Source organism: Pseudomonas sp. GW821-FHT01E05 (assembly GCF_059422425.1).
Map to the genome: position 1 here is coordinate 37469 of NZ_JBWKWW010000016.1, position 24758 is coordinate 62226.

The 24758-nt window shown below is 57.9% G+C and carries 19 protein-coding genes and 1 pseudogene; 12 read left to right on the forward strand and 8 right to left on the reverse strand.

Annotation, left to right across the window (positions count from 1 at the left end):
* Nucleotides 1–73: 73 nt before the first annotated feature.
* The gene (locus AC07W5_RS26835; protein WP_495024627.1) at nt 74–895 is read right to left on the reverse strand and encodes a carbon-nitrogen hydrolase family protein; all 822 of its coding nucleotides are present in this window, start codon (nt 893–895) and stop codon (nt 74–76) included.
* A 127-nt stretch (nt 896–1022) separates the two neighbouring features.
* On the opposite strand from AC07W5_RS26835, the gene AC07W5_RS26840 reads away from it, so the two are divergent.
* Entirely contained in the window at nt 1023–1823 is an 801-nt protein-coding gene (locus AC07W5_RS26840) for a helix-turn-helix transcriptional regulator (protein ID WP_494991969.1), read from the forward strand.
* Nucleotides 1824–1974: 151 nt separating this feature from the next.
* On the opposite strand, the gene AC07W5_RS26845 is transcribed toward AC07W5_RS26840, so the two are convergent.
* The 4 genes from AC07W5_RS26845 to AC07W5_RS26860 all read right to left on the reverse strand — a co-directional run bounded on the left by AC07W5_RS26845 (nt 1975) and on the right by AC07W5_RS26860 (nt 6446).
* Nucleotides 1975–3519: a glycosyltransferase family 39 protein gene (locus AC07W5_RS26845; protein WP_495024628.1), complete on the reverse strand. Its 1545-nt coding sequence runs from the start codon at nt 3517–3519 to the stop codon at nt 1975–1977.
* An 83-nt stretch (nt 3520–3602) separates the two neighbouring features.
* Nucleotides 3603–5087 carry a glucosyltransferase domain-containing protein gene (locus AC07W5_RS26850; RefSeq protein WP_495024629.1) on the reverse strand — a complete coding sequence of 495 codons (1485 nt, stop codon included), beginning with the start codon at nt 5085–5087 and terminating at the stop codon, nt 3603–3605.
* A 40-nt stretch (nt 5088–5127) separates the two neighbouring features.
* Complete coding sequence (locus AC07W5_RS26855; protein ID WP_494991966.1) at nt 5128–6069, reverse strand: glycosyltransferase family 2 protein; 942 nt, start codon at nt 6067–6069, stop codon at nt 5128–5130.
* Complete coding sequence (locus tag AC07W5_RS26860) at nt 6066–6446, reverse strand: GtrA family protein (RefSeq protein ID WP_494992144.1); 381 nt, start codon at nt 6444–6446, stop codon at nt 6066–6068. Before AC07W5_RS26860 ends, AC07W5_RS26855 begins: the two co-directional genes overlap by 4 nt.
* Before the next feature lie 422 nt (nt 6447–6868).
* Here AC07W5_RS26860 and AC07W5_RS26865 point away from each other — a divergent pair, with 422 nt between their 5' ends.
* On the forward strand, nt 6869–7993 hold the full coding sequence (locus AC07W5_RS26865) for an OpgC family protein (protein WP_495024647.1): 1125 nt from the start codon (nt 6869–6871) through the stop codon (nt 7991–7993).
* Nucleotides 7994–8064: 71 nt separating this feature from the next.
* Here AC07W5_RS26865 and AC07W5_RS26870 read toward each other — a convergent pair whose 3' ends face one another.
* Nucleotides 8065–9483 (reverse strand): amino acid permease, encoded by a 1419-nt coding sequence (locus tag AC07W5_RS26870; protein ID WP_495011111.1) that lies wholly within the window; start codon nt 9481–9483, stop codon nt 8065–8067.
* Between the two features lie 504 nt (nt 9484–9987).
* Here AC07W5_RS26870 and AC07W5_RS26875 point away from each other — a divergent pair.
* From AC07W5_RS26875 to AC07W5_RS26885, 3 genes are all read left to right on the forward strand, one after another.
* Nucleotides 9988–13116 carry a biosynthetic peptidoglycan transglycosylase gene (locus AC07W5_RS26875; protein WP_495024630.1) on the forward strand — a complete coding sequence of 1043 codons (3129 nt, stop codon included), beginning with the start codon at nt 9988–9990 and terminating at the stop codon, nt 13114–13116.
* A 396-nt stretch (nt 13117–13512) separates the two neighbouring features.
* On the forward strand, nt 13513–14079 hold the full coding sequence (locus AC07W5_RS26880; protein WP_495024631.1) for a PadR family transcriptional regulator: 567 nt from the start codon (nt 13513–13515) through the stop codon (nt 14077–14079).
* A complete protein-coding gene (locus AC07W5_RS26885) occupies nt 14076–14876 on the forward strand; it encodes a siderophore-interacting protein (protein WP_495011113.1) in 801 nt (266 codons plus the stop codon). Before AC07W5_RS26880 ends, AC07W5_RS26885 begins: the two co-directional genes overlap by 4 nt.
* A gap of 177 nt (nt 14877–15053) precedes the next feature.
* Here the strand turns inward: AC07W5_RS26885 and AC07W5_RS26890 are convergent, their stop codons facing one another.
* Together AC07W5_RS26890 and AC07W5_RS26895 are read right to left on the reverse strand one after the other, a co-directional pair.
* The gene (locus tag AC07W5_RS26890; protein WP_495024632.1) at nt 15054–15707 is read right to left on the reverse strand and encodes a Pr6Pr family membrane protein; all 654 of its coding nucleotides are present in this window, start codon (nt 15705–15707) and stop codon (nt 15054–15056) included.
* 9 nt (nt 15708–15716) lie between these two features.
* Nucleotides 15717–15947 carry a VF530 family protein gene (locus tag AC07W5_RS26895; protein WP_494991959.1) on the reverse strand — a complete coding sequence of 77 codons (231 nt, stop codon included), beginning with the start codon at nt 15945–15947 and terminating at the stop codon, nt 15717–15719.
* A 118-nt stretch (nt 15948–16065) separates the two neighbouring features.
* Here AC07W5_RS26895 and AC07W5_RS26900 point away from each other — a divergent pair.
* The 7 genes and pseudogenes from AC07W5_RS26900 to cmoB all read left to right on the forward strand — a co-directional run.
* Nucleotides 16066–16361: pseudogene (locus tag AC07W5_RS26900) on the forward strand (carbohydrate porin); the annotation flags it as partial.
* Between the two features lie 144 nt (nt 16362–16505).
* Nucleotides 16506–18905, forward strand: coding sequence for a glucose/quinate/shikimate family membrane-bound PQQ-dependent dehydrogenase (locus tag AC07W5_RS26905; protein ID WP_495024648.1), 2400 nt, complete (start codon nt 16506–16508; stop codon nt 18903–18905).
* Nucleotides 18906–19104: 199 nt separating this feature from the next.
* On the forward strand, nt 19105–21522 hold the full coding sequence (gene lon, locus AC07W5_RS26910; RefSeq protein ID WP_494991957.1) for an endopeptidase La: 2418 nt from the start codon (nt 19105–19107) through the stop codon (nt 21520–21522).
* 212 nt (nt 21523–21734) lie between these two features.
* A complete protein-coding gene (locus AC07W5_RS26915) occupies nt 21735–22127 on the forward strand; it encodes a protease inhibitor I42 family protein (RefSeq protein WP_494991956.1) in 393 nt (130 codons plus the stop codon).
* 2 nt (nt 22128–22129) lie between these two features.
* On the forward strand, nt 22130–22774 hold the full coding sequence (locus AC07W5_RS26920; protein WP_495024633.1) for a lysoplasmalogenase: 645 nt from the start codon (nt 22130–22132) through the stop codon (nt 22772–22774).
* Nucleotides 22775–22969: 195 nt separating this feature from the next.
* A complete protein-coding gene (gene cmoA, locus AC07W5_RS26925) occupies nt 22970–23749 on the forward strand; it encodes a carboxy-S-adenosyl-L-methionine synthase CmoA (RefSeq protein ID WP_494991955.1) in 780 nt (259 codons plus the stop codon).
* Nucleotides 23746–24702: a tRNA 5-methoxyuridine(34)/uridine 5-oxyacetic acid(34) synthase CmoB gene (cmoB, locus tag AC07W5_RS26930; protein WP_495024634.1), complete on the forward strand. Its 957-nt coding sequence runs from the start codon at nt 23746–23748 to the stop codon at nt 24700–24702. The genes cmoA and cmoB overlap by 4 nt, the downstream gene beginning before the upstream one ends.
* Nucleotides 24703–24758 lie beyond the last annotated feature (56 nt).

Consider the following 24758-nt stretch of genomic DNA (forward strand, 5'->3'; position numbering starts at 1 on the left):
AAGGACGCTCCGCGTCCGCTTCTGTGACGCGGAGCGTCACGGGCTGCATTCCCACGCAGAGCGTGGGAACGATCTATGCCGCAGGAATCATCAACTCCCGCAGCCCATCAGCATGCTCAATCACCTCACCAGGCAACCTGAGCCGCTGGTCATCCAGGTACCGATAATCGCGCCGCGCTGCCGCCAGCCGACTCACATCCAGCTCAACAGCGAATGTCCCTTCTTCCCGTCCAGCCTCGAACAACAGGCTGCCGAACGGATCCACCAGCGCACTGCCACCGGCAAACAGCAGCCCGCCATCACCCTCTTCCACCCGGTTGACCATCAGCGCAAACGCCTGGTTTTCCTGGGCGCGAGCCATGATCGCGGTGCGGTGGGTCAGACCGTAGGGGTCCATGTTGCCGTTGGTGACAATCAGCAGCTCAGCCCCCAGCTGCGCCAACGCACGGGCGGTTTCCGGGAATTCGATGTCGTAGCAGATCAGTAAGCCCACCCGCACACCGTTCCACTGGCAGGTCGCGTAACGATCACCGGCACTGAACACCCCTCGATCCGAGGCCCAGAGGTGGGTCTTGCGGTACTTCAGGGCGATGCCTTCAGGCGTGATCAGCAAGGTGGTGTTGTAGAAATTCCCGTGATCGTTCTCCGCGACGCCGATCACCACGGCGATATTGCGCTCACGCGCGGCCTGCAGCACGGCAGTGACGGTCGGACCGTCCAGCGGCTCGGCGATCCGGGCCACGGTCTCGGCAGACGGGAAGCCCATCAAGTGGGTTTCCGGGAACACAATCAACTGCGTATCGACGGCGCAGGCAGCAATCGCCACCAAGGCTCGCTCAAGGTTGTAAGCTGTGCCGTTGTCACGGCCCGCCAATTGGGCTAATTCGACCTTCATGGGTTTTCCTTGTTCTATTCGCCGGACTGGCAGAATGTTGCCCGGCCACTGGATCTGCGTTCAGTATGCGCAGCTGCAAGCAGCCGGGGGAATTACGCGGCTGGGGTAACCCGATAGGGGTAGACATATGACGCTCACGCTTGAAGACATCGCCTGGCACCGCTCGGTCGGGCAAATGATCGATACCCTCGACAAACCCAACTTCTGGACGCAACTGGTGCGCCTGCTCGATCAGTACGTGGCCTTCGACAGCTGGGTCGCGCTGCTTTTCAGCAATGCTCAGCGCCCGCAAGTGTTCGCCGAATGCCCGGGCGAGGACGGCAGCCCCGATCAATTGTTTCAGGATTACCTCAAGGGCCTGTACCTGCTCGACCCGTTCTACATCGCCAGCCGCGAGCAATCCCAAACGGGTCTCTATCGCCTGGCCGAAGTCGCGCCAGAGCACTTCGAACTGACCGAGTATTACCAGCGCTACTTTCGTCTGAATGTGGTGGCCGATGAAATCCAGTTCAATTGCCAGCTCGATGGCGACCGGACGTTGTGCCTGTCGCTGGGCTCCCGGCAATGCTTCAGCCCCGAGCAGATCGCCCTGTTGTCGCTGATCCAGCCCTGGGTGCTTGGCCTGTTGCGCCAGCGCTTACCCTATGAAATCAACGAAGTGCTGGTGGCACCACAAACCGCGCCACAGGGCGACTGGCGGATTCAGCTGGAAGCTTCGGTGCAGCAGCTCAAGGGCGCGCAACTGACAGCCCGCGAGCTGGATGTCGGGCGTTTGATGCTCAGCGGCTGCTCAAGCAAGGAAATCGCCCGCAAACTGGAAATCTCCGTCGAAACGGTGAAGGTCCATAAGAAACACATGTACAGCAAGCTGGGGATCAAGTCCCAGTCCGAGCTGTTCTCGATATTTCTCCAGGCGCAGAGTGCCTGACACTGTAGGAGCAGCCGGTCGACGCTCGATTGCTCGCGATGGACGTTAACGATAACGCATGCTTTCTGAATAAACGCGTCGCCCTTGAGTCCATCGTCGGAACGCCGCCCGGAGCAAGCTCGCTCCTACAAGGGGGCGATTGACAGTCACGTCAGCGCCCGCTTCCAAGGATAAAAAGACGGGCTTCGACCTCCCCGCCCTTGATCGTCAACGTCTGTTTCCACTCCATTGGAAATGTCACGACATCTTCGGGCTGGGGTTTTCCCGTCACCCACCAGACTCTGCTGGCACTCAGTTTCAACGCGGAAACATCGTTGAAAAAAATCCAGTCCAGACGTTGGGGGATGAGCACCCATCCACCGTAATTGTAAGGTCCTCGGGACTCACCGGATGACGATCTGGAAACGTACAGCCTCGGCTGGATGCCCGTAGTGTTGTAGTACATGAACGGTAAATACCAGTACAAACCGTCGACCACGATCTCGTCATCTGGACGAGCCTGGCGATTGATACCGGCCGCCACAGTGTCCAGCCTGGCCACTTTGCGAACGGATGTCCCGTTCAGCCCATCCGTTTGCTCATAGACAATCAGCAGCCCCTGTATTTCCCCCATGACAAAAACAACCATGGCAATAAACGCGATGACCGCTCGTCGTTCGGCCAATGCATCCAGCGCAACCGCTGCGATGAGGGGCAATCCGACGGCCGCAAACACCAGGTACCTGGCGACAAACACTGGAACGACCAAGGACATCAGAAAGACAATGAGTACCGGCACAAAAAAATAACCGACCAGCAACAGACTGAACCTTCGATCGTTGCGATCCTTCAGGACCACCATTGCCGCCGCCAAAACGACTAACGCTGACAGGACTATTGCCCACAACACCGAGCCATCCGCAGCATCCTTCATCACGGTGAATTGCGCTACAGCGCCCAACAATGTCTGCCAGGTGACAGGCGGTATCCATCCGAGCCCGCCGATATGTAGCAGTTGATCAATGAAATGGGGCAGCCACGGTAAATAGAGCAAGGCAATTGCACCATTAGCCAGTCCCCATGCCCGGGCGGGTAGCGCCGTGCCACGACCAGCGATTTGCCCCCTCCACCAGTAAAGCCAATGAACCAATGCGCAAAGAGCCGCGAAGTAATTCGTATAAAACGCGGACGTCATCAGCAACACGTAAATAACCGGATAACGTATGTGCTGCGGTGTTTTGACCCAACACACAAAAGCCACGGTTGCGCCCATGAGCCAAAAACCCACCATCGTGTACATTCGAACTTCCTGGCTGTAGCGAACCGAGATCGGCAGCAACGCCAGCAGCAAGGCTGCCATCCAGGTTGCTCTGCGGGTTGCAACCAGACTCATCAGTTTCATGCAGAGCAACAGCGTTCCCACATCGACCAGCGCACTCAGACCTCGTACAGACACGACGCTGTTTCCAAACAATCTCATCCAGTAATGCAGCAGGAGATAATAGAGAGGTGGATGAACGTCCCGCGCAGTATTGAACCAGATCAGCTTGGGAGACTTTTCGCTTAGCAGCAGGCTGTACGCTTCGTCATACCAGATGACCGGCACGCTAATACCGTGGAAGCGCACAATCAACGCGAGTGTGACTATAGCGACCAGGCCAAGGCCGTCGACGAACAGCTGCCGAGGGTTTGCTTGATCAACGGAATAAAGTCTCATCGCGTTAAACAATCCTTTTCAGAAAGGCTCGTTCATTTGACGCACTATTGCGCCTAGCGCTATTTACATATGAACTTTTCGATTCATGGTGGTTCTTTCATGACAATGAAACCATAGTCGCCCACCAGGTAGATGTTATAGAACTTGCTATCCACCACCGCTGGATAGCCTCTATAACCTACCCGCGTCGCATTTCGCCGTTCTCCTTCGGTGACCACATTAGTGATGCCTACCCTGGGCAAATTTTCGGACAACATGAAAAAGTCCACATTTAAAACATAAGCCAGCACCGGCATCAACTCAAAAGAGCCTGTCGCACCCGACAGCCAGTGATCGGAATAAGTAACCGACATATATATTCGTTTGGCTTCTCGCAGGCGCTGATTGGACGCGATGTCATGTTCGAGCGAAAACAGTGCACTGGTGGCGAATTCTTTCTGCACATTCAGAACGCGTCCATACGCATAGGACAGAGAAAGCATGCTTAGCAGAGGTACCGCCAGCAGAACGCTCAGTCGCGGATCAATAACCTCCAGCAACAGATGACTCAAATAAAACAAAAACACCAGCAACACGGCAAAGCCCATCAAGGTTCTTGCGCCCTCATTGAAATCCCTGAAAACCAGCGTGGCACCCGGAACAAGCAACAGCAGAACAGGCAGGGTCAGGAGACAGATCAAACTCAGTATTATTTTTTTCAGAACATTCTCTTTCCGTTTAACTATGGTGAACCCGACCCGTATTGTCCCGGCTCCGGCACAAAGCAGCACAGCCCAAAGCAACCAGAAATTCCCTCCATGAAAAAGCAGAGCAACTTTGTTTGCCAGGACACCGAGACTGCTTTCAACCTGGAGAAATCCATTCATACTCCATTCCAGCAGTGGCAAGCGTTCCTGAATAATAAATGGATAAGCTACCACGTAATAAACAACCCCGCCCACCATCAACTGTGCAATTTTCCACTTAACCAACGAACATAACGAACCCCATGACACTTCGTCATTGACAGCCCTGATCAGTTCGACACAGCAAAGTCCCAGAAATACATTAATACTCAACTGATAAAGCCCTATCCCCGTTGCTATCAGTATGCCGGGCACCACAACTTGCAGCACCGCAGACTTCGCCCGAAAGGTCATCGCATAAATAATGGCGACCAGACTTAACGTCATGGCAGGTCCATCGTATTGATAAGACAGGTTCTGCAGGAAAAACGGGTTATACCAAAGGGGTAACAGCACAAAGCAACATGAAACGGTGATTTTTTTGTAGTAGTGCATCGTCAGGCTCGTCAAGGCGTGGGCCATTGCGAACGTTGCAATTAAAAGTGGTAATGGGAAAATATTTGGCGCGCCCGACGAAAACGTCAACGCATTGTAAAACAGATCAGCCCATAACCGCCCCTGACCTGCCCAGGCTGTTCCGGCAGCCAATGACCGCCAGTTATCGTCAATATAATAGTAATCCGTCAGAACCAGAGGAAATATGTAAATGAAAGCGCTGATCAAAAAAAACACCTGTACTTCACGCCCATCCAGTTTCTTGTCCAAAAAACTGACCACACTCATTTCAGCGCTCCTTTCTCAGCCCTGAACTTCACTGGATTTTTTATAGCCCGGGCCTGTTTTTGCCGCCTATGACATCCTTCACCACGTATCTGGGCCGATGCTTGGCTTCAATATAAATTCTGCCGACATACTCACCGAGTATGCCGATACCAATAAGCTGCACACCGCCCAGAAACAGAATAGCGGTCATCAACGAAGGGTAGCCAGGCACACTGTTACCAAAGAAAATTTTATCCAGCACCATATAAATCGCGTAAAGGATCGCAAACAAGGAAATCCCGGTACCGATATAAGTCCACAACCGCAACGGCACAGTACTGAAAGAAGTAATACCCTCCAGCGCCAGGTTCCACAGTTTCCAACCGTTGAACTTGCTCGTTCCCGCCACTCGCTCGGCCCGCTCATACTCGATGACCACGGTATTGAATCCCGCCCACGACAGGACGCCCTTCATGAATAGCTGGTGTTCCGGAAGCGTGCGGATCACATTCACGACCTTGCGGTCCATCAGCCGGAAATCACCCACGTTTTCTTCGATCCTGGTGTAGGCGATCCTGTTTAGCAGGTGGTAAAACAGTGCCGCGCTATGCCGTTTCAGATAACCGTCGGCGGCGCGACCATGACGTTTGGCGAGAACCACATCGGCCCCGTTCTTCCACTCCTGGATCAACTGAGGAATTACATTGATCGGGTCCTGCAGATCGACATCCATCGGAATCACAGCGTCCCCTGTGGCGTACTCAAGCCCGGCAAACAACGCCGGCTCCTTGCCAAAGTTGCGCGAGAAATTGATGACCAACACATTGTCATCGGCCAACGCGAGGGCTTTGGCCTGCTCGGCGGTCTGGTCCGAACTGCCGTCGTTTACAAAAACGATCTCGACCTCGCACTCATCGAGCGACAATTGCTGGCGGACAGCGTTATAAAACAGGTTAATCGCCTGTTCCTCATTGAACACTGGAACGATCAGCGAAACTTTCACGTCTCACGCTCCTGGAAAACGAAGAATTTCGAGTAAAAGAAACCGCACACCAGACTGATGGCGGAAAAGACAACCAGGGTGATCAACCCCGGCAGCTGTAATCGGTCCCCCGCATAACCCACGCCAAGACTCAACACGCCCATAAACCCGACAAACAGCAGATAGCGCGAAGCAGTGGCTTTTAGTTTGAAGGTGTATCGCGCATTGGCATAAAAGGAAAATGAAACTGCCACACAAAAGGCCGCGAGGTTACTTGGCGCCTGACGAAAGCCCATGAGCGCGTGTAGAACAAAAAACGTCGACCAGTGAATCAACGTATTAAGAAGACCGACTGAGACGAATCTGTAAAAGCCGTGAAACACAGGCTTTACATCCATGGCCATGGCGTTTATTTCCGATTAACCTGCTGGCACCTGTTCCATTGACTTGAGTGGTCAATCCACGACTCACCGAACGACACCTTCCTGCTCCAGGAGATATGACGTACGCACCGTTCTTTGCGAACACTGCTGCGGCTTTCAGACAAGAGCGGTCTGTACTCCACGCTAGGCACCCTGTGCCCACTTGTCTACTTTCAGACCCGCAATTAGACCAGTGGACAAAACGCCATTCTACCGACTCGTTTTAATTAACAGATCACTGACAGCCCCCTGCGTTCCTGCGTCTGAGACATCCAGTAATACCCATCCTTTGCAATTGCCGGCGAACCACGCCACCCTGCGCGCCGCCTATGTGCGGCACGCAATCTTTTGTTTTGTCCGCCACTCCTTGCTTAATATTCGCTCAAGAGCCCGCTGTGATGCTTAACGGACGCGACCCTCGCATAGATTTCTTTCGCGGCCTGGCGCTGATCTTCATTTTCTGGGATCACGTGCCGCAAAGTCCGCTTGCCCATTTCACCGTGCGCAATTTCGGTTTCAGCGACGCGGCGGAAATCTTCGTGTTTCTGGCAGGTTATGCAGCGGTACTGGCCTACGGCAGGATCGTCCAGCGCGATGGTTATCTGATCGCCGGTGTGAAGATCCTGCGACGCGCCTGGGTGCTGTACGTGGTGCATATCTTCCTGCTGGCGCTGCTGATGGGCATCGTATTTTTCGCCAACAGCCATGTGCAAACCCGCGATCTGGTGCAGGAAATGGGTCTCCAGTATTTCCTGAGCAATCCGCAGCAAGCATTGGTCGATGAGCTGTTGCTGCGCTTCAAACCGAACCTGATGGACCCGCTGCCGCTGTACATCCTGTTGTTGCTCGGCTTGCCGCTGGTTTTGCCAATGCTGTTGCACAAGGCTGAATACGTGGTGCTGCTATCGGTGGCAGTGTATCTGCTGGCGCCGTGGTTCCAGTGGAACCTGGCGGCTACGGACGGCGGCGTGTGGTTCTTCAATCCGATGGCCTGGCAACTGCTGTTTATCCTCGGCGGTGCAGCGGCAATTCACGGGCAGCGGCCAGCCATGCCGCAAAACCGTTCCTTGCCTCGCCAGCCGTTGTTTGTCGCAGCGGCGATCTATCTGCTGATCACCGGGTTGATCGCACTCTCGTGGAAATGGCCGACCGTGCATGACGCCTTCATGCCAAAAATGCTCGGTGAATGGCTCTACCCGATCAGCAAGACCAACCTTTCGCCGACGCGTCTGCTGCACTTCCTGGCCCTCGCCTACGTCACCGCAAAGCTGTTGCCAAGCAGCGGCTGGACACAAAACTGGTTGGCGCAGCAAAGCTGCCGCATGGGTCGTTATTCGCTGGAGGTATTTTGTTTCGGCGTGCTGCTCGCGCCGCTGGCGGACATGCTCAACTCCCTGGCCGGAGATACCTTGGCGATGCAGGTATTCAGTGCCGTGCTGGGGGTGGGATTGATGGCCGTGCTGGCGGCGTGGCTGGATTTGAACAAGCGCTTGAACCGCCCGGTACCGGTCGTAGCGGCTTAACGTCAAAAGATCTTGAAAAACAAAAAGCCCCGATCACTCGGCCGGGGCTTTTGCTTTTCTCAATCTACCAATTACGACGCCGAACGCACCGCACCCTGCAGCGCATTGGCCGGTTGCAGCTTGAACACGTAGAACAGCACCGTCAGCAGCACCAGAAACGCCGGGCCGACATACAGGGCGATGCGAGTATCCGGGAAGTAAGCCATCAGGCCCACCACCAGCACCAGGAACGCCAGCGCCAGGTACGAACTTACCGGGTACAGCCACATGCGGTATTTGAGTCCCGCACGTTCAGCCGGGCTCAGGCCTTTACGGAACTTGAGCTGTGCCAGCAGGATCATCACCCAGGTCCAGATTGCGCCGAAGGTGGCAATCGCGGTAACCCAGACGAAGACCTTCTCAGGCACCAGATAGTTGAGTAACACGCCCAGCAGCAAAGCACCGATCGACAGCAGCAACGCGCGACGTGGCACACCGTTGCTCGTCTTGGCAAAGACTGCCGGGGCCTGGCCATTCTGGGCCAGGCTGTAGAGCATGCGACCGGTGCTGAAGATGCCGCCGTTGCAGGAGGACAGCGCCGCAGTGATCACCACGAAGTTGATGATACCGGCAGCAGTCTTGATCCCCAGACGCTCAAAGGTCATCACAAACGGGCTGCCTTGAGTGCCGATTTCATTCCACGGGTAAATCGACAGGATCACCAACAGCGCGCCGACGTAGAACAGCAGGATGCGCCAGAACACCGAGCCGATTGCATTCGGAATAGTCTTCTGCGGGTTCTTCGCTTCACCGGCGGTCAGGCCGATCATCTCGACGCCCAGGTAGGCGAACATCACCATTTGCAGGGACATCAACACACCCTGGATGCCGTTAGGCATGAAACCGCCATGGTTCCACAAGTTGGAAATCCCCAGCGCCACGCCGTCGTTGCCGAAACCGAAAGCAATCACACCGATGCCGCCGACGACCATCGCGATGATCGTGACGATTTTGATCAGAGCAAACCAGAACTCGAATTCACCGAAGGCCTTGACCGCGATCAGGTTGATCGAGCCCATGCTCACCAACGCCGCCAACGCCCAGATCCAGCGCGGCACATCGGGGAACCAGATGCCCATGTAAACGGCGACCGCTGTGATTTCCGCGACGCAGGTCACCAGCCACAGGAACCAGTAATTCCAGCCAGTGAGAAAACCCGCCAACGGGCCAAGGTAGTCTTGAGCGTAGCGGCTGAAAGAGCCGGCTACCGGGTTATGCACGGCCATCTCACCGAGGGCGCGCATGATCACCAGAATCGCCAGGCCGCCGATGATGTAGGACAGCATGATCGCCGGGCCGGCCATTTCGATAGCCTTGGCCGAACCCAGGAACAAACCGACACCGATACAGGCGCCAAGCGCCATCAAGCGAATATGCCGTTCACCGAGTTCGCGTTTGAGCGGGCCGCCCTGAGCGGTCTCGCCGTGGGGCAGATGATTGCCAACTGGCATGGGTACAACCTCGTCTTGTTATTGGATATGAACCACTGGTATACGAAATACCGACCGATAAGCCTGTACTTCCTGATACCGGGCCAACTTCGTGGGTTGGCACGTCTTGCAGGCAAATCCTGCAAGATCAGCGGGCGTGCAGTATAAAAAGCTCTTATCAGGGCTTTTCACTATATAAACGACTGGATTCAGCGAGAACTCGCGGTATAAGCCGCTTGAACGGAGGGGGCATTACCTGGGTTTCGGGCCTCATCGCGTCTGCAAAACGGCATCGAGTATTGCACAGAAATGGTGCATCGCAATGCCCCCTACCTACGCCGTATTTACCTGAGCGATGGCTCTATTCAGATGCTTCCAGGGGCATGACCTATCAAGCCAAGTGCTACCCCCTGTGGTGAGTGATCGTCTCAAAGCACATTCTCCTTCACATATTTTTCACCAGTTCCAACCACCGTCTAAGCTTCAAACAAGTCCGATAAATCTGCGTGAATGGATCAGTCGACTATGGGCGCTTTGTGGCAATCCGATTCGAGTAAAACTATGGAGCCAACTGACCGCGTGGATGAAGCGCCTATACAGAAAAGACCTCGTCGCCGCCGGCACTGGTGGCGGCTGTTGTGGTTGTTACTGCTGATTACCTTGATTGTTCTGGGCTTCGCCGCCACCAAGGAGATGCGAACCTCGAAAGTGCAGGCGCGCGAGTTCAGCAAATTCGCCTCGTCGCTGAGTTACTCCATCGAGCCCGGCGCCAGCGATTCGATTTTCTATCCGGGCGCCGGCCCGTTCGACAAACGCCTGGGCTACAGCTCCCTGGGTGAATTCTTGCCGCGGCTGCTCAAGCGCAACTATATGATCCAGTCGCAGACCCGTTTTTCCCCGGCGTTATTCGGTTACAGCGAAAAAGGCTTCTTTGTGCCGTATGCGGAGAAAATCCAGGCCGGGCTGTCGATAACCGATTGCCGCGCTGCGCCGCTGTACCAGTACAACTATCCGCAGCAGCTCTATTCAAGCTTTTCGGCGATTCCACCGCTGGTGATAAACAGCCTGCTGTTTATCGAAAACCGCGATCTGCTCGATCCCCAACAGCCATTGGCCAATCCGGCGGTGGACTGGCCGCGTTTTGGCAAAGCGGCGTGGTCACAAGTGGCGAAACTGCTTCATTTACCCGGCCAGACTGCTGGCGGCAGTACTCTGGCCACGCAACTCGAGAAGTATCGGCACTCTCCGGACGGTCTGACCGTTTCCGGCAGCGAGAAAATCCGGCAAATGATCTCCGCCAGCGTGCGCGCCTATCAGGATGGCCCGCAAACTCTTGAGGCACGGCAAAACATCGTCCGCGACTACCTCAACAGCGTGCCGCTGTCAGCGGTGCCTGGCCATGGTGAAGTGCATGGCATGGCCGAGGGCCTGCGGGTCTGGTATGGCGCGGACTTCAATCAGGTCAACCAGGACCTGGCCAGCAACGCGAGCGATCCGAAGAGTCTGGCGAAAAAAGGTCTGGCCTTGCGTGAGGTATTGTCGCTGATGATCGCCCAGCGCCGACCTTCGCATTACTTGGCCAAGGGTCGCAATGAACTGGCGGACCTCACCGACAGCCATATCCGCCTGCTCGCGCAAAACGGCGTGATAGATGATCAGTTGTCGGCCGCAGCCCTGGCCAGCAAGGTGACTTACCGCGATTGGCAGACACAACCGACCATCCAGCCGATTGAATCCAACAAGGGCATCAGCGTTGCCCGCAGTCGTCTGGCGGCCATGCTCAACCGTCCGTTGTATGACCTGGACCGCCTTGACCTGTCCGCCACGAGCACCTTGCAGAACGAACTGCAAACCAAGGCCACCGCGTACCTCAAGCATCTGGCCGACCCGGCGTACGCCGCACAACTGGGCCTGTTTGGCGAACACCTGCTGACGCCCACCAGCACCACGCAAGTGCGCTACAGCTTCACCCTGTTCGAACGCACCCCCGACGGTTCGCGGGTCCGGGTACAGACCGACAGCACCGATCAACCGTTCGATATCAACGAAGGCAGCAAGCTGGAGCTGGGCTCCACCGCCAAGCTGCGGGTACTGACCACTTACCTGCAAATCATCTCCGAACTGCACGACCGTTATGGAGAGAAAACCCCGGCAGAGCTGAAAAATACCGAAGTCGCCGACCAGGACCGGATCACCCGCTGGGCTGTCGACTACATGATCCAGAACACCGACCGCAGCCTGCCAAAAATGCTCTCCGCGGCCCTCGATCGCACATACTCGGCGAGCCCCGGCGAGGCCTTTTTCACCGGCGGCGGGCTACACACGTTCCACAACTTCCGCAGCGAAGACAACGGTCGCAGCCCGACCCTGCGCGATGCCATACGCGAGTCGATCAACCTGCCGTTCATTCGCTTGATGCGCGACCTGGTGCGCTACAGCACCTACTCGAGCCCCAATAGCAGCGCCCTATTGCTCAAGGACGACGGTGACCCACGGCGTCAGGAGTATCTGGCCCAATTCGCCGACCGCGAGGGCACTGCGTTCCTGTTGCGCTTCTGGAAGAAATACCAGAAAAAGGACACCCAGGCCCGCCTCGAGACCTTCCTGGACGGCATGCACCCGACACCGATCCGCCTCGCAGCGGTACACCGCTACCTGCTGCCGGAGGCCAGTCAGGAGAGCTTCAACCGCTTCGTGCGCTCGCATTTGAAAACCGCCAAGAGCATCGACAAAGACAAAAAGGTCACCGAGAAACTCACTGACGAGCGCCTGGCAAAGCTCTATCGAAGCTACGGCCCCGGTACCTATGACCTGCCGGATCAGGGCTTCATTGCCAAAGTTCACCCTCTGGACTTGTGGCTGATGGGGTATTTGCTGAACAACCCTGACGCCAAGTTCAGCCAGATCGTGAAAGCCAGTGAATTCGAACGTCAGGAAGTCTATAGCTGGCTGTTCAAGAGCAAACACAAGAGCGCTCGCGACAGTCGGATCCGCACCATGCTGGAGATAGAGGCGTTCCTCGATATCCATCAGCGCTGGCAGAAAGTCGGCTACCCATTCGATCACCTGGTACCGTCACTGGCCACGGCCATCGGCAGCTCCGGCGATCGCCCGGCGGCTCTGGCAGAGCTGATCGGCACCATCCTCAACGATGGCGTGCGTATGCCGACCCTGCGCATCGACAGCCTGCACTTCGCCGCCGGCACGCCCTACGAAACCTGGCTGATCAATGACCCGGACAAAGGTAAGCGCGTGATGCCTTCGGAAGTGGCGACGGCGATGCGCGAAGTGTTGTCGCAAGTGGTGGATGCCGGCACCGCGAAACGGGTCGCCGGCACTTTCAAACTGCCTAATGGCACACCACTGGCCATGGGTGGCAAGACCGGCACTGGCGACAACCGCATTGAAGCCTTCGGCCCCGGTGGGCGAGTTCTGAGCTCCAAGTCGATCAACCGCACCGCGACCTTTGTGTTCTACATCGGTGAGCATCACTTTGGCACGTTGACCGCGTTCGTTCCGGGCGCCTCGGCCCAAGCCTACAAATTCACCTCCGCGTTGCCAGTGCAAGTGCTCAAAGGTATGGCGCCGATTCTCACGCCTTACCTGCTGCCAGGTGGCAACACGTTATGCAAAGGAACGGTGGCAGGACGTTGAGGCCGGGTTGATCCGGCCCCAACCTTGCGCGTGAAAAACACAACATCAGCCGGCGCGGATCTTGCTGATCGACCGTATCGCCTCGTAAACGCCGCATCGCTGCAACGGTGAACGGCAGTTTTACTCCAGCCTCGCCCTGAACTCTGAAACAGCCAAGCGGCTGCAATCGATGCCTCGCCCAAGCAATATGGCACCCCGAGCAATTCGTGAATCCGACCAATGAAGTACCCGATCGAGGGCCCACAGGTTTTGCGCGCAAGTCTGTCGAGATCCCTCAGTCAGAAGAAGAGCCCCACGCCCCCTCACATGCACTCAAAAAACACCACCGGTCTTGTCTTCTTGCTTTCTCTATAAGATATATCTTAAGTTGTATCTAAATCCGAAGAGAACGGGAAAATGAGAGAGCATCATCCCCATCGAGAGCATGTTGACGGCCGCGACGGCTTCGCCCCCGGGCGTTTACGCGGTAGTCGTGGGCCGCGGGTCTTCGCCCCCGGTGATCTGAAATTATTGTTGCTGGCGCTGATCGCCGAACAGCCGTGCCACGGCTACGATCTGATCCGCCAGATCGAAGTCATGTTCGAGGGCGCCTACAGCCCAAGCCCGGGCGTGATTTACCCGACGCTGACCTTCCTGGAAGAAAGCGAACTGATTCTGGGTGACGCCGAAGGCGGGAAAAAACGCTACAGCGTGACCGACGCCGGTCGTCTTTCTTTAAGCGAGCAAGCGATTGCCCTGGATGGCGTGCGCATGCGCATTGATGTCAGCAAACGCTCATTGCGCGGGCATGACCGTCCGGCGGAGATCCACGAAGCCGTGCACAACCTGCGCCATGCCCTGCATATGCATCACGGGCGCTGGAGCCCGGAAGAAATCCTGCGTGTTCGCGACCTGCTGAACAACACCGCCAAGGCCATCGTCGACGTCCCGGCCGTTCAATCTGCACCGGAGAAAGCCGAATGACTGCAGTTAATGTGCAAACGATTAATGTGCAAACGATTCACCGTGTCAGCCATGAGATCAAACGTCGTCGCCTGGAAGTGCTGCGAGTAGTCGACCTGACGCCACGCATGCGCCGGATCACGCTGGGTGGGCCGCAGCTGGCCGGGTTTGTCAGCCTGGGCACCGATGATCATGTAAAGCTGCTATTCCCCCAGACGGCCGCCGAACAGGCAGCGCTGGAAACCCTGGTGCTCGGCGCTGGCAAAGATGGCGGCCCAATGCCTGCCATGCGCGACTACACGCCACGACGCTATGACCTGGAAACCCTTGAACTGGACATCGACTTTGTCCTGCACGGCGACGGCCCTGCGTCGACCTGGGCCGAGCAGGCCAAGCCCGGCCAGTACCTGCATATCGGTGGGCCGCGCGGTTCGATGGTTGTACCGGACATCTTCGACAGCTATCTGCTGATCGGCGACGAAACCGCCCTGCCCGCCATCGCCCGCCGCCTTGAAGGCCTGAGTGCCAATCGTCGCGCGCTGGTGGTCGTTGAAGTGGAAAACGCTGCCGAACAGCAAACACTGGACAGCGCCGCGCAGGTCGAGGTGATCTGGGTGCTGCGCCAGGGCGGTCAACAGGATCTGTTGAGCACCGTGCAGCAACTGCAAATGCCGACCGGCGAGCTCTATGCCTGGGTGGCGACTGAAACCAAGGTGTCCCGACAGATTCGCCGGGTGCTGCTCGATGAACACCGGCTCAATGAAGCGTTCGTCAAGGCCGTCGGGTATTGGCGATTGGAGGGCAGTGACGAAGAGTGACTCCGAAAGGATCTGTTGTAGCAACTGCCGCCAGGCTGCGTTCGGCCACGAAGTGGTCGTAATCCAGACGACTCAATCTTCACGTCGAAACGCAGCATGGTTTTTAACGACTGCTGCGCTCGAACGCGACTGCGAAGCGAACACAGCCTTCGGTAGCGGCTACAGGACTTGCATCGCTTAACGTCTCCCCCGCCACCGATCCACCCCAACCAGCACCAGCGAAACCAGCACAAACCCCATCCATATCCCACCGGCATTGATGAACACCTGTGGGTAACCCAACCGGTCAACATCGATAAAGGGATATTGGTACAACCCCAGCGAATGCCCGCGCAGCAGGGCGTAGGCGAAATACACCAGCGGGTAGATTGCCCACCCTGCGATGTGCTTGAGACGCAATGTCCCTTTCGGTACACACCACCACCAATACAGGATGAACAACAAGGGCATCACGTCATGCAGCAACTCGTCAGCCAGCAGTTGCCAGCCTTGCGGATGCCAGAGATGGCGCAGCAACAGGCTGTAAGCCAGATTGACCACCGCAATGCTTACCGCGATCCCGCTGCTGACCCACGGCTGAAGAAAGAAATCCCGTCCCTTCGACACTCGCGTACTCAGCGCGTAGGTCAGTACCACTGCGACCAGCGTGTTGTTGAGTACTGTAAAGAAACTGAAGAAGTTCACCAGCCCGCCCAGCAGGCTGGCCTCAGCCGTCCAGCGAGAGTAAAGGATCAGATACTGCTGAATGGCTAGTCCCGACCAGCCCAACACTGCGGCAACCGCTATAAAACCACGCATCCGGCGTGAAGGCTGAGATTGTCCGTTGTGCATCCATTTTCCCTAGATTGGGCGTTTTGTGCGCTGCAATTTTACGTACAAGGCTTCAACTTTCTCACGCGCCCATGGAGTTTTGCGCAGGAAGGTCAGGCTCGACTTGATGCTCGGATCGCTCTTGAAGCAGCGAATATCAATGCGCTCGGCCAGCCCCGACCATCCGTAGTGTTCAACCAGTGCGGTGAGAATCTGTTCCAGGGTCACGCCGTGCAGCGGGTTGTTGTTCGGTGCAGTCATGCCAGGCCTTTGAACGAAGAAAGAAAAGGAAGCCGCGCACCTTAGCCGAGGGCATCGTCGGGTGGAAGGGCTCTATGCGCTAGAAAGTGAACTGTAGGTGAAATGGAAAAGATCGGCGCCCGAACCCTATGCGCAGGTCGGGGGCCTACGAACAAAACCCGTCATATCTTGATCGCGGCAACGGTCTCAAGTTCAAAGGCAGCCGCGTCCAGGGGGCGATCCTGCCGATAGAGCGGGTCTGGACACCAACGATCAATGGCCTGCCGGGGATATCGCGCGGGTTACTACTACAGTAATGCCAAGGCCACTGACGTTTATAAAGACCGCAACGACCAGCCTGCTGCGTTGAATGGCCAAGCCTATCGCAGCAGTTCGAGTAAACACAGGGTCTGGCTGGGTGTGCAGCAGCTCATCAACCAGGCCCGCGCCTGATCCTCATCTACAGTAAACATGCGTGGGAATACCCTTAACGTCACGGAGAACCACACAATGAGCACTGACGGTCCTTTCAGTCCAAGCCGCCTGCCGCCGAGCCTGCTCGGTATCCTGCTGCTGCTAATGGGCTTGGCCTTGTTGGCCGGAGGGATCAAGCTGAGCATGCTCGGCGGCTCGCTGTATTACCTGCTGGCCGGTATCGGCCTGGTCGTGACCGGTTTTTTGCTGCTCGCTGCACGCCGTGCCGCTCTGAGCCTGTACGCACTGGTGCTGTTCGCCAGTACGGTGTGGGCATTGTGGGAAGTCGGCCTGGACTGGTGGCAACTGGTGCCACGTCTGGCGCTGTTGTTTGCCTTCGGTATCGTTCTGCTGCTGCCGTGGTTGCGCCGTCCGTTGCAGAGCGGCCAAAACGCGACGATGGGTACCAGCGCGCTGAGCATGGCCGTGGTCCTCGCCGGCGCTACGGCGCTGGCCAGCCAGTACACCAACCCAGGTGAAATCAAGGGCCAGCTGGAGCGCGATGCGGTACCCGGCATGACCAACACCGCCCCGGCCATGCCCGACGGTGACTGGAATTCCTATGGTCGCAGCGCTCATGGCGACCGTTACTCGCCGCTGACGCAGATCACTGTGCAAAACGTCAGTAAGCTGGTGCCGGCCTGGACCTATCGCACCGGTGACCTCCCAGGGCCTGGCGATCCAGGTGAAACCACCGCCGAAAACACCCCGCTGAAAGTCAACGGCATGCTCTATGTCTGCACGCCCCACAGCCGGGTGATCGCGCTGGACCCGGACACCGGCAAGGAAATCTGGCGCTTCGATCCGAAGTTGAGCACGCAGAATGCGGCGAATTTCAAAGGTTGGGCACACATGACCTGCCGTGGCGTGTCATACCACGATGACGCGGCCTACGCCGCCACTGCCACTAAGAAAATCCCGGCCAAGCCAGCGACCAAGCCAGCGACCAGGAAGCCAGCTGCAACGCCAACTGCCATTCCAGTCGCTGCGATTGTCGCCAACGTGTGCCCGCGTCGCATATTCCTGCCGACCGCCGACACGCGTCTGATCGCCCTGAACGCCGACACCGGCAAGATGTGCGAAGACTTCGGCGACAAGGGTCAAGTCGACCTGCGCGCCAACATCGGCACCTTCGCCCCTGGCGGCTACTACTCCACCTCGCCACCGGCGGTGACCAGGAACCTGGTGGTCATTGGCGGCCACGTCACCGACAACGTCTCCACCGATGAGCCAAGCGGCGTGATCCGCGCGTTCGACGTGCACACCGGTCGCCTGGTGTGGAACTGGGACAGCGGCAATCCGGAAAACACCACCCCGATTATTGAAGGCCAGACCTACACCCGCAACTCACCGAACATGTGGTCCATGTTCAGCGTCGACGAAAAACTCGGCATGCTTTACCTGCCGATGGGCAACCAGACACCCGACCAGTGGGGCGGTGGTCGCACCCCTGAATCGGAAAAATACAGCGCGGGCCTGACCGCACTCGACATCGACACCGGCCACGTACGCTGGACCTTCCAGTTCACTCACCATGACCTGTGGGACATGGACGTCGGTGGTCAACCTACGCTCGTGGACATGAAAACCACTGACGGTGTAAAAAAGGCGGTCCTCGCGTCGACCAAGCAAGGCAGCATCTACGTGCTGGATCGCAGCACCGGCAGACCGATTGTCCCGATCAATGAAGTGCCGGTTCCGCAAGGCGCGGTAGCTAGCGACCATACCTCCCCGACTCAGCCCAGGTCCGACCTGAACTTCATGCCGCCGCCCCTCAAAGAGCGCGATATGTGGGGCGTGACGCCATTCGATCAGATGCTCTGCCGGATCACTTTCAAATCCATGCGTTATGACGGCCCGTTCACCCCGCCATCGCTGCAAGGTTCGGTCATCTATCCCGGCAACTTCGGTGTGTTCGACTGGGGCGGTTTGTCTATCGACCCGGTGCGGCAAATCGCCTTCGTGAACCCTAGCTACATGGCGTTCAAATCCAGGTTGATCCCGGCTGCGCAAATCGCCGCCCAAGGCCCACGCAAAAGCGAAACCCAAGGCGTCCAGCCGAACAAAGGCGCGCCATATGGCGTGATCCTCGAAGCGCTGCTGTCGCCGATGGGCTTGCCTTGCCAGGCTCCGGCCTGGGGTTATGTGGCCGCAGTGGACTTGACCACGCAAAAAACCATCTGGAAACACAAAAACGGCACCGTACGTGACAGCTCGCCGATTCCGATCCCTCTGAGCATGGGCGTGCCAAGTCTGGGCGGGACCTTCACCACCGCAGGAGGCGTTGCCTTCCTCAGCGGCACCCTCGACCAGTACCTGCGTGCCTACGACGTTAAAAACGGCAAGCAGCTGTGGGAAGGTCGCCTGCCAGCAGGTGCCCAAACCACCCCGATGACCTACACCGGTAAAGATGGCAAGCAATACGTGCTGGTCATGGCTGGCGGTCACGGCTCGCTGGGCACCAAACAGGGCGACTACGTCCTGGCGTTCAAACTGCCGGATTAAGCCTTGGCGGCAGTAAAGGAAGGGCGGCTACCGAGAAGTGGTCGTCTTTTTTCCGGGGGATGGCTAAAGATCACGGCCTGCGGTGAACCTGTCTGCCACCTGCAGCCTTGCATGAAATATCTGCCAACAACCGCTCCCCATTGAAACCACCGCTCACCTGCCCCATCTATCTTCCATACCCAATTGTGCAGGTGCCCCCATGAGCGACCAGCAAGAATTCCCGGAAAACCCGAGCGACTACGCCGATCCAGAAAACGCCGAACACCACGCCACGGGCACCGGTCTGGCCCTCCCCGGGCAGAATCTGCCGGACAAGGTCTACATCATCCCGATCCATAATCGGCCGTTCTTCCCCGCGCAAGTGTTGCCGGTGATCGTCAACGAAGAGCCCTGGGCCGAAACCCTGGACCTGGTCAGCAAATCCGATCATCACTCCCTGGCCCTGTTCTACATGGACACCCCCCAGGAAGATCCTCGGCATTTCGACACCTCGAGCCTGCCGCTCTACGGCACCCTGGTGAAGGTCCATCACGCCAGCCGCGAGGGCGGCAAACTGCAATTCGTCGCCCAAGGCCTGACTCGCGTGCGCATTCGCACCTGGCTCAAACACCATCGCCCACCGTATCTGGTGGAAGTCGAATACCCGCACCAACCGAGCGATCCGACCGACGAGGTCAAGGCTTACGGCATGGCGCTGATCAACGCGATCAAGGAACTGCTGCCGCTCAACCCGCTGTACAGCGAAGAGTTGAAGAACTACCTCAACCGCTTTAGCCCCAACGATCCGTCACCGTTGACCGACTTCGCCGCGGCACTGACCTCGGCCACCGGCAACGAGCTGCAAGAAGTGCTCGACTGCGTGCCGATGCTCAAGCGCATGGAAAAAGTCTTGCCGATGCTGCGCAAGGAAGTCGAAGTCGCGCGGTTGCAGAAAGAAATCTCTGCCGAAGTGAACCGCAAGATCGGCGAGCACCAACGTGAGTTTTTCCTCAAGGAACAGCTCAAGGTCATCCAGCAGGAGCTAGGTCTTACGAAGGACGACCGCAGCGCCGATATTGAACAATTCGAGCAGCGGCTGGTGGGCAAAGTCCTGCCGCCTCAAGCGCAAAAGCGTGTCGAAGAGGAAATGAGCAAGCTGTCGATCCTCGAAACCGGCTCGCCGGAATACGCAGTGACCCGCAACTATCTGGAGTGGGCAACCGCAGTGCCGTGGGGCGTGTATGGCGAGGACAAACTCGACCTCAAATACGCACGCAAAGTGCTTGATCAACACCACGCCGGGCTCGGCGACATCAAGACCAGGATCCTCGAATTCCTCGCGGTGGGCGCCTACAAAGGCGAGATCAGCGGTTCCATCGTGCTGCTGGTGGGGCCGCCGGGTGTGGGCAAGACCAGCGTCGGCAAATCCATCGCCGAATCCCTCGGGCGGCCGTTCTATCGCTTCAGTGTCGGCGGCATGCGCGATGAGGCGGAGATCAAAGGCCACCGCCGGACCTACATCGGTGCCCTGCCGGGCAAGCTGGTGCAGGCACTTAAAGAAGTCGAAGTGATGAACCCGGTGATCATGCTCGACGAGATCGACAAGATGGGCCAGAGCTACCAGGGCGACCCGGCCTCGGCACTGCTGGAAACCCTCGATCCGGAACAGAACGTAGAGTTTCTCGACCACTACCTGGACCTGCGTCTGGACCTGTCGAAAGTGCTGTTCGTCTGCACGGCCAACACCCTGGATTCGATTCCCGGTCCGCTGCTTGACCGCATGGAAGTGATCCGCCTGTCGGGCTATATCACCGAAGAAAAGATCGCCATCGCCAAGCGCCACCTGTGGCCAAAACAGCTGGAAAAGGCCGGTGTATCCAAAGGCAGTCTGTCCATCAGCGACGGCGCCCTGCGTGCGGTGATCGACGGTTATGCACGCGAGGCCGGGGTGCGGCAGTTGGAAAAGCAACTGGGCAAACTGGTGCGCAAATCGGTGATGAAGCTGATCGACGATCCGAATGCGCTGATCAAGATCGGCAACAAGGACCTGGAAGCCTCCCTCGGCATGCCGGTGTTTCGCAATGAGCAAGTGCTCAGTGGCACCGGGGTGATCACCGGGCTGGCGTGGACCAGCATGGGCGGCGCGACCCTGCCGATTGAAGCAACGCGGATTCACACGCTTAATCGCGGCTTCAAACTCACCGGGCAACTGGGTGACGTGATGAAGGAGTCAGCCGAGATCGCCTATAGCTACATCAGCTCCCACCTCAAGCAGTTCGGCGGTGATGCGAAGTTCTTCGACGAAGCCTTTGTCCATCTGCATGTACCCGAAGGTGCCACACCGAAAGACGGCCCAAGCGCCGGGGTAACCATGGCCAGCGCACTGCTGTCACTGGCACGCAACCAGCCACCGAAAAAAGGTGTGGCCATGACCGGCGAACTGACCCTGACCGGCCATGTACTGCCGATCGGCGGCGTGCGCGAGAAAGTCATCGCCGCACGACGACAGAAGATCCACGAACTGATCCTGCCGGAACCCAACCGCGGAAACTTCGAAGAGCTGCCGGAATATCTGAAGGAAGGGATTACCGTGCACTTTGCCAAGCGCTTTGCGGATGTGGCAAAGGTGTTGTTCTGATAGAGCTGCGGTGCCTAGGCTGACGCTATCGCGAGCAAGCTCGCTCCTACATGGATTGCGTTAACCCTGTAGGAGCAGCCGGTCGACGCTCGATTGCTCGCGATGACGTCATAACTGCCGATGATGAACCGTCGCCCGTCCCGCTCGTCACACTTTGTCTTATCTTCGGTTATGCTCGCCGTTCGTCGTGTATGACCGGAGTTTTCTGACCCATGTCCCCCACCCGCCTGCTGCTCCCCCTCAGCCTCGCCCTGCTCGCCGCCTGCGCCAGTCAACCCAGGCAGAATGTCACTGTGGATAAACAGAGCGAGTGCCCTGTGCAGTTGAAGACCGGGCAGAACCTGATCCTGACCCTGCCGAGCAATCCGACCACTGGCTATCGCTGGGCGATTCAGGACTCGGCTGGGGGCGTGCTGCGCAGCCTCAGCCCCGAGGTCTATAGCAACCCGCAAGACACAGGGCTGGTAGGCAGCGGCGGGCAGTCGACCTGGCGTTTTCAGAGCTTCGCGGCCGGTAACGGACGCTTGCGTCTGACTTATTCACAGCCATGGGCGCCGGAGGTGCCGGCGGTGGAAACCTTCGACTGCCCGATTTTGGTTAACTGATCATGGGCTGGCTGATTCTTGCACTGATGGGCGCGGTGACATTCATCTACGGGCTGAGCGTTCATGCCGAACTGCTGTGCCTGGTGGTCAAGCCGTTGCCGGTGCTGGCGTTACTCGGCTGGTTGCACGATGCACCACCGCGCGACTATCGACGCTGGATCAGCCTGGGCCTGCTGTTTTCCCTACTCGGCGATGTGCTGCTGGCATGGCCGGCAGACTTGTTTGTATTCGGCCTCGGGGCGTTTTTGATCGCGCACCTGGCCTATCTGAAAGCGTATTTGAGTGACTGCCGTCGGCTGGCGCTGTTGCCGCTGTTACTGGCTTTCGGTGTCGGGGCGCTGTTGCTGGGAGTCCTGATATCCCATGGCCTTGGCCCGTTGCTGATTCCGGTGATTGTTTACGGCCTGGCCATCAGCGCCATGCTATGGAGGGCGCTGGCACGCTTGGGCAGCACGGCGCCCAAGCGTTCGGCTTTGCTCGCGGCCGCCGGTGCCGTCGCGTTTGTGTTCTCCGACAGTGTGATTGGCATCAGCCGCTTTGTGGTGGCCTTCGAGGCCGCGCCGTACCTGATCATCCTCAGTTACTGGCTGGGGCAATGGGGGATTGCGGCGTCGGCGTTTGCGCAGCCTCGCCACGAGCAGGTTTAGATTAGATCGTTCCCACGCTCCCGCGTGGGAATGCAGCCCGTGACGCTGCGCGTCACAGAAGCGGACGCAGAGCGTCCAGTGAGGCATTCCCACGCAGAGCGTGGGAACGATCAGCGTGGGAGCGTGGGAACGATCATTGTGTGAACCCCGCGCTTTATCAGACAGAACGCGCATCCCCTCGTTAACCCGGCTAAAATGCCGGCCTTTTCCACCTACACCGCTGGAACCGCCGTGAGCAAAGAATCCGATCGCCTTTTCGCCCAGCCCCTGCCTCAGGTGCCGGACTTCGCCTTCAATGAGGACGTGGTGCGGGTGTTCCCGGACATGATCAAGCGTTCTGTGCCGGGTTATCCGACCATTGTCGAGAACCTGGGCGTGCTGGCAGCACAGTTCGCCCAGCCCAACAGCGTGCTGTACGACCTGGGTTCCTCCCTCGGTGCAGTGACCCAAGCCTTGCGCCGTCACGTGCGCACCGACGGTTGCCGGGTGATCGCAGTGGATAACTCGGCGGCGATGGTCGAGCGCTGCCGCGAATACCTGAACGGGCAGGACTCGATGTTCCAGGAGCTGCTGCCGGTAGAAGTGATCGAGGGCGATATCCTCGCGCTGCAGTTCCAACCGGCCTCGGTGGTGGCGCTGAACTTCACTCTGCAATTCATTGCCCCTGAACAGCGCCTGGCGCTGTTGAGCCGTATTCGCCAGTCCTTGTTGCCGGGCGGCGCGCTGATTCTCTCGGAGAAGCTGCGCTTCGTTGACGCCCAGGAGCATGCACTGCTCACCGACCTGCATATCGCCTTCAAACGCGCCAACGGCTACAGCGAACTGGAAATTGCCCAGAAGCGCAGTGCCATTGAAAACGTAATGAAACCCGACAGCCTCGAAGAACACCGCGAACGCCTGCTGGCGGCCGGGTTCTCGAAAGTCGTGCCGTGGTTCCAGTGTCTTAACTTTGCCTCGTTGATTGCCTTGCCATGATTGATCTGTCTCCTCTCGCCCGCCGTCTGGCCGGCACCCCGTTGGCCGAATGGGCCAACGGCCTGCAAGCGCAACTGGACACCAAAATGCAAAAGGGTCACGGCGACCTGGAGCGCTGGCAGAGTGCGCTGGATGCACTGCCGAAGATTATGCCGAGCCAGGTCGACTTACTGGACGGCTTGACCCTCGACACCGACTGCGACGACGAAACCCGCGCGCAGATGCGCACCGCGCTGATGGGCCTGTGCCCGTGGCGCAAGGGGCCGTTCGACCTGTTTGGTGTACATGTCGACACAGAATGGCGCTCTGACTGGAAATGGTCACGGGTCGCCCCGCATCTGGACCTCAAGGGCAAACGGGTGCTGGATGTCGGCTGCGGCAACGGCTACTACATGTGGCGCATGCTCGGCGCCGGCGCCGACAGCGTGATCGGCGTCGATCCGAACTGGCTGTTCTTCTGTCAGTTTCAAGCGGTACAGCGTTATCTGTCAGAACCGTCGGCGTGGCATCTGCCGTTTCCCTTTGAAGACCTGCCAGCGAATCTGGAAGGCTTCGACATGGTGTTTTCCATGGGGGTGTTCTACCACCGGCGCTCGCCGATCGAGCATTTGCTGGCGCTCAAGGATTGCCTGGTAAAAGGTGGTGAGCTGGTGCTGGAGACCTTGGTGGTGGAAGGCGATGTTCATCAAGTGCTGGTACCGGAAGACCGCTACGCGCAGATGCGCAATGTCTGGTTCCTGCCGTCGGTGCCGGCACTGATGCTATGGCTGCGCCGCGCCGGGTTCAGCGATGTGCGCTGCGTGGATGTCAGTGTGACCAGTGTCGAGGAACAACGCGGGACTGAGTGGATGAAGTACCAGTCGCTGAGTGACTTCCTTGATCCCGATGATCACAGCAAAACCATTGAAGGTCTTCCAGCGCCGATGCGTGCGGTGATTGTGGCCCGCAAATAGGAATTATGGAGATCTAATGTGGGAGCGGGCTTGCTCGCGATAGCATCACTGCGGTC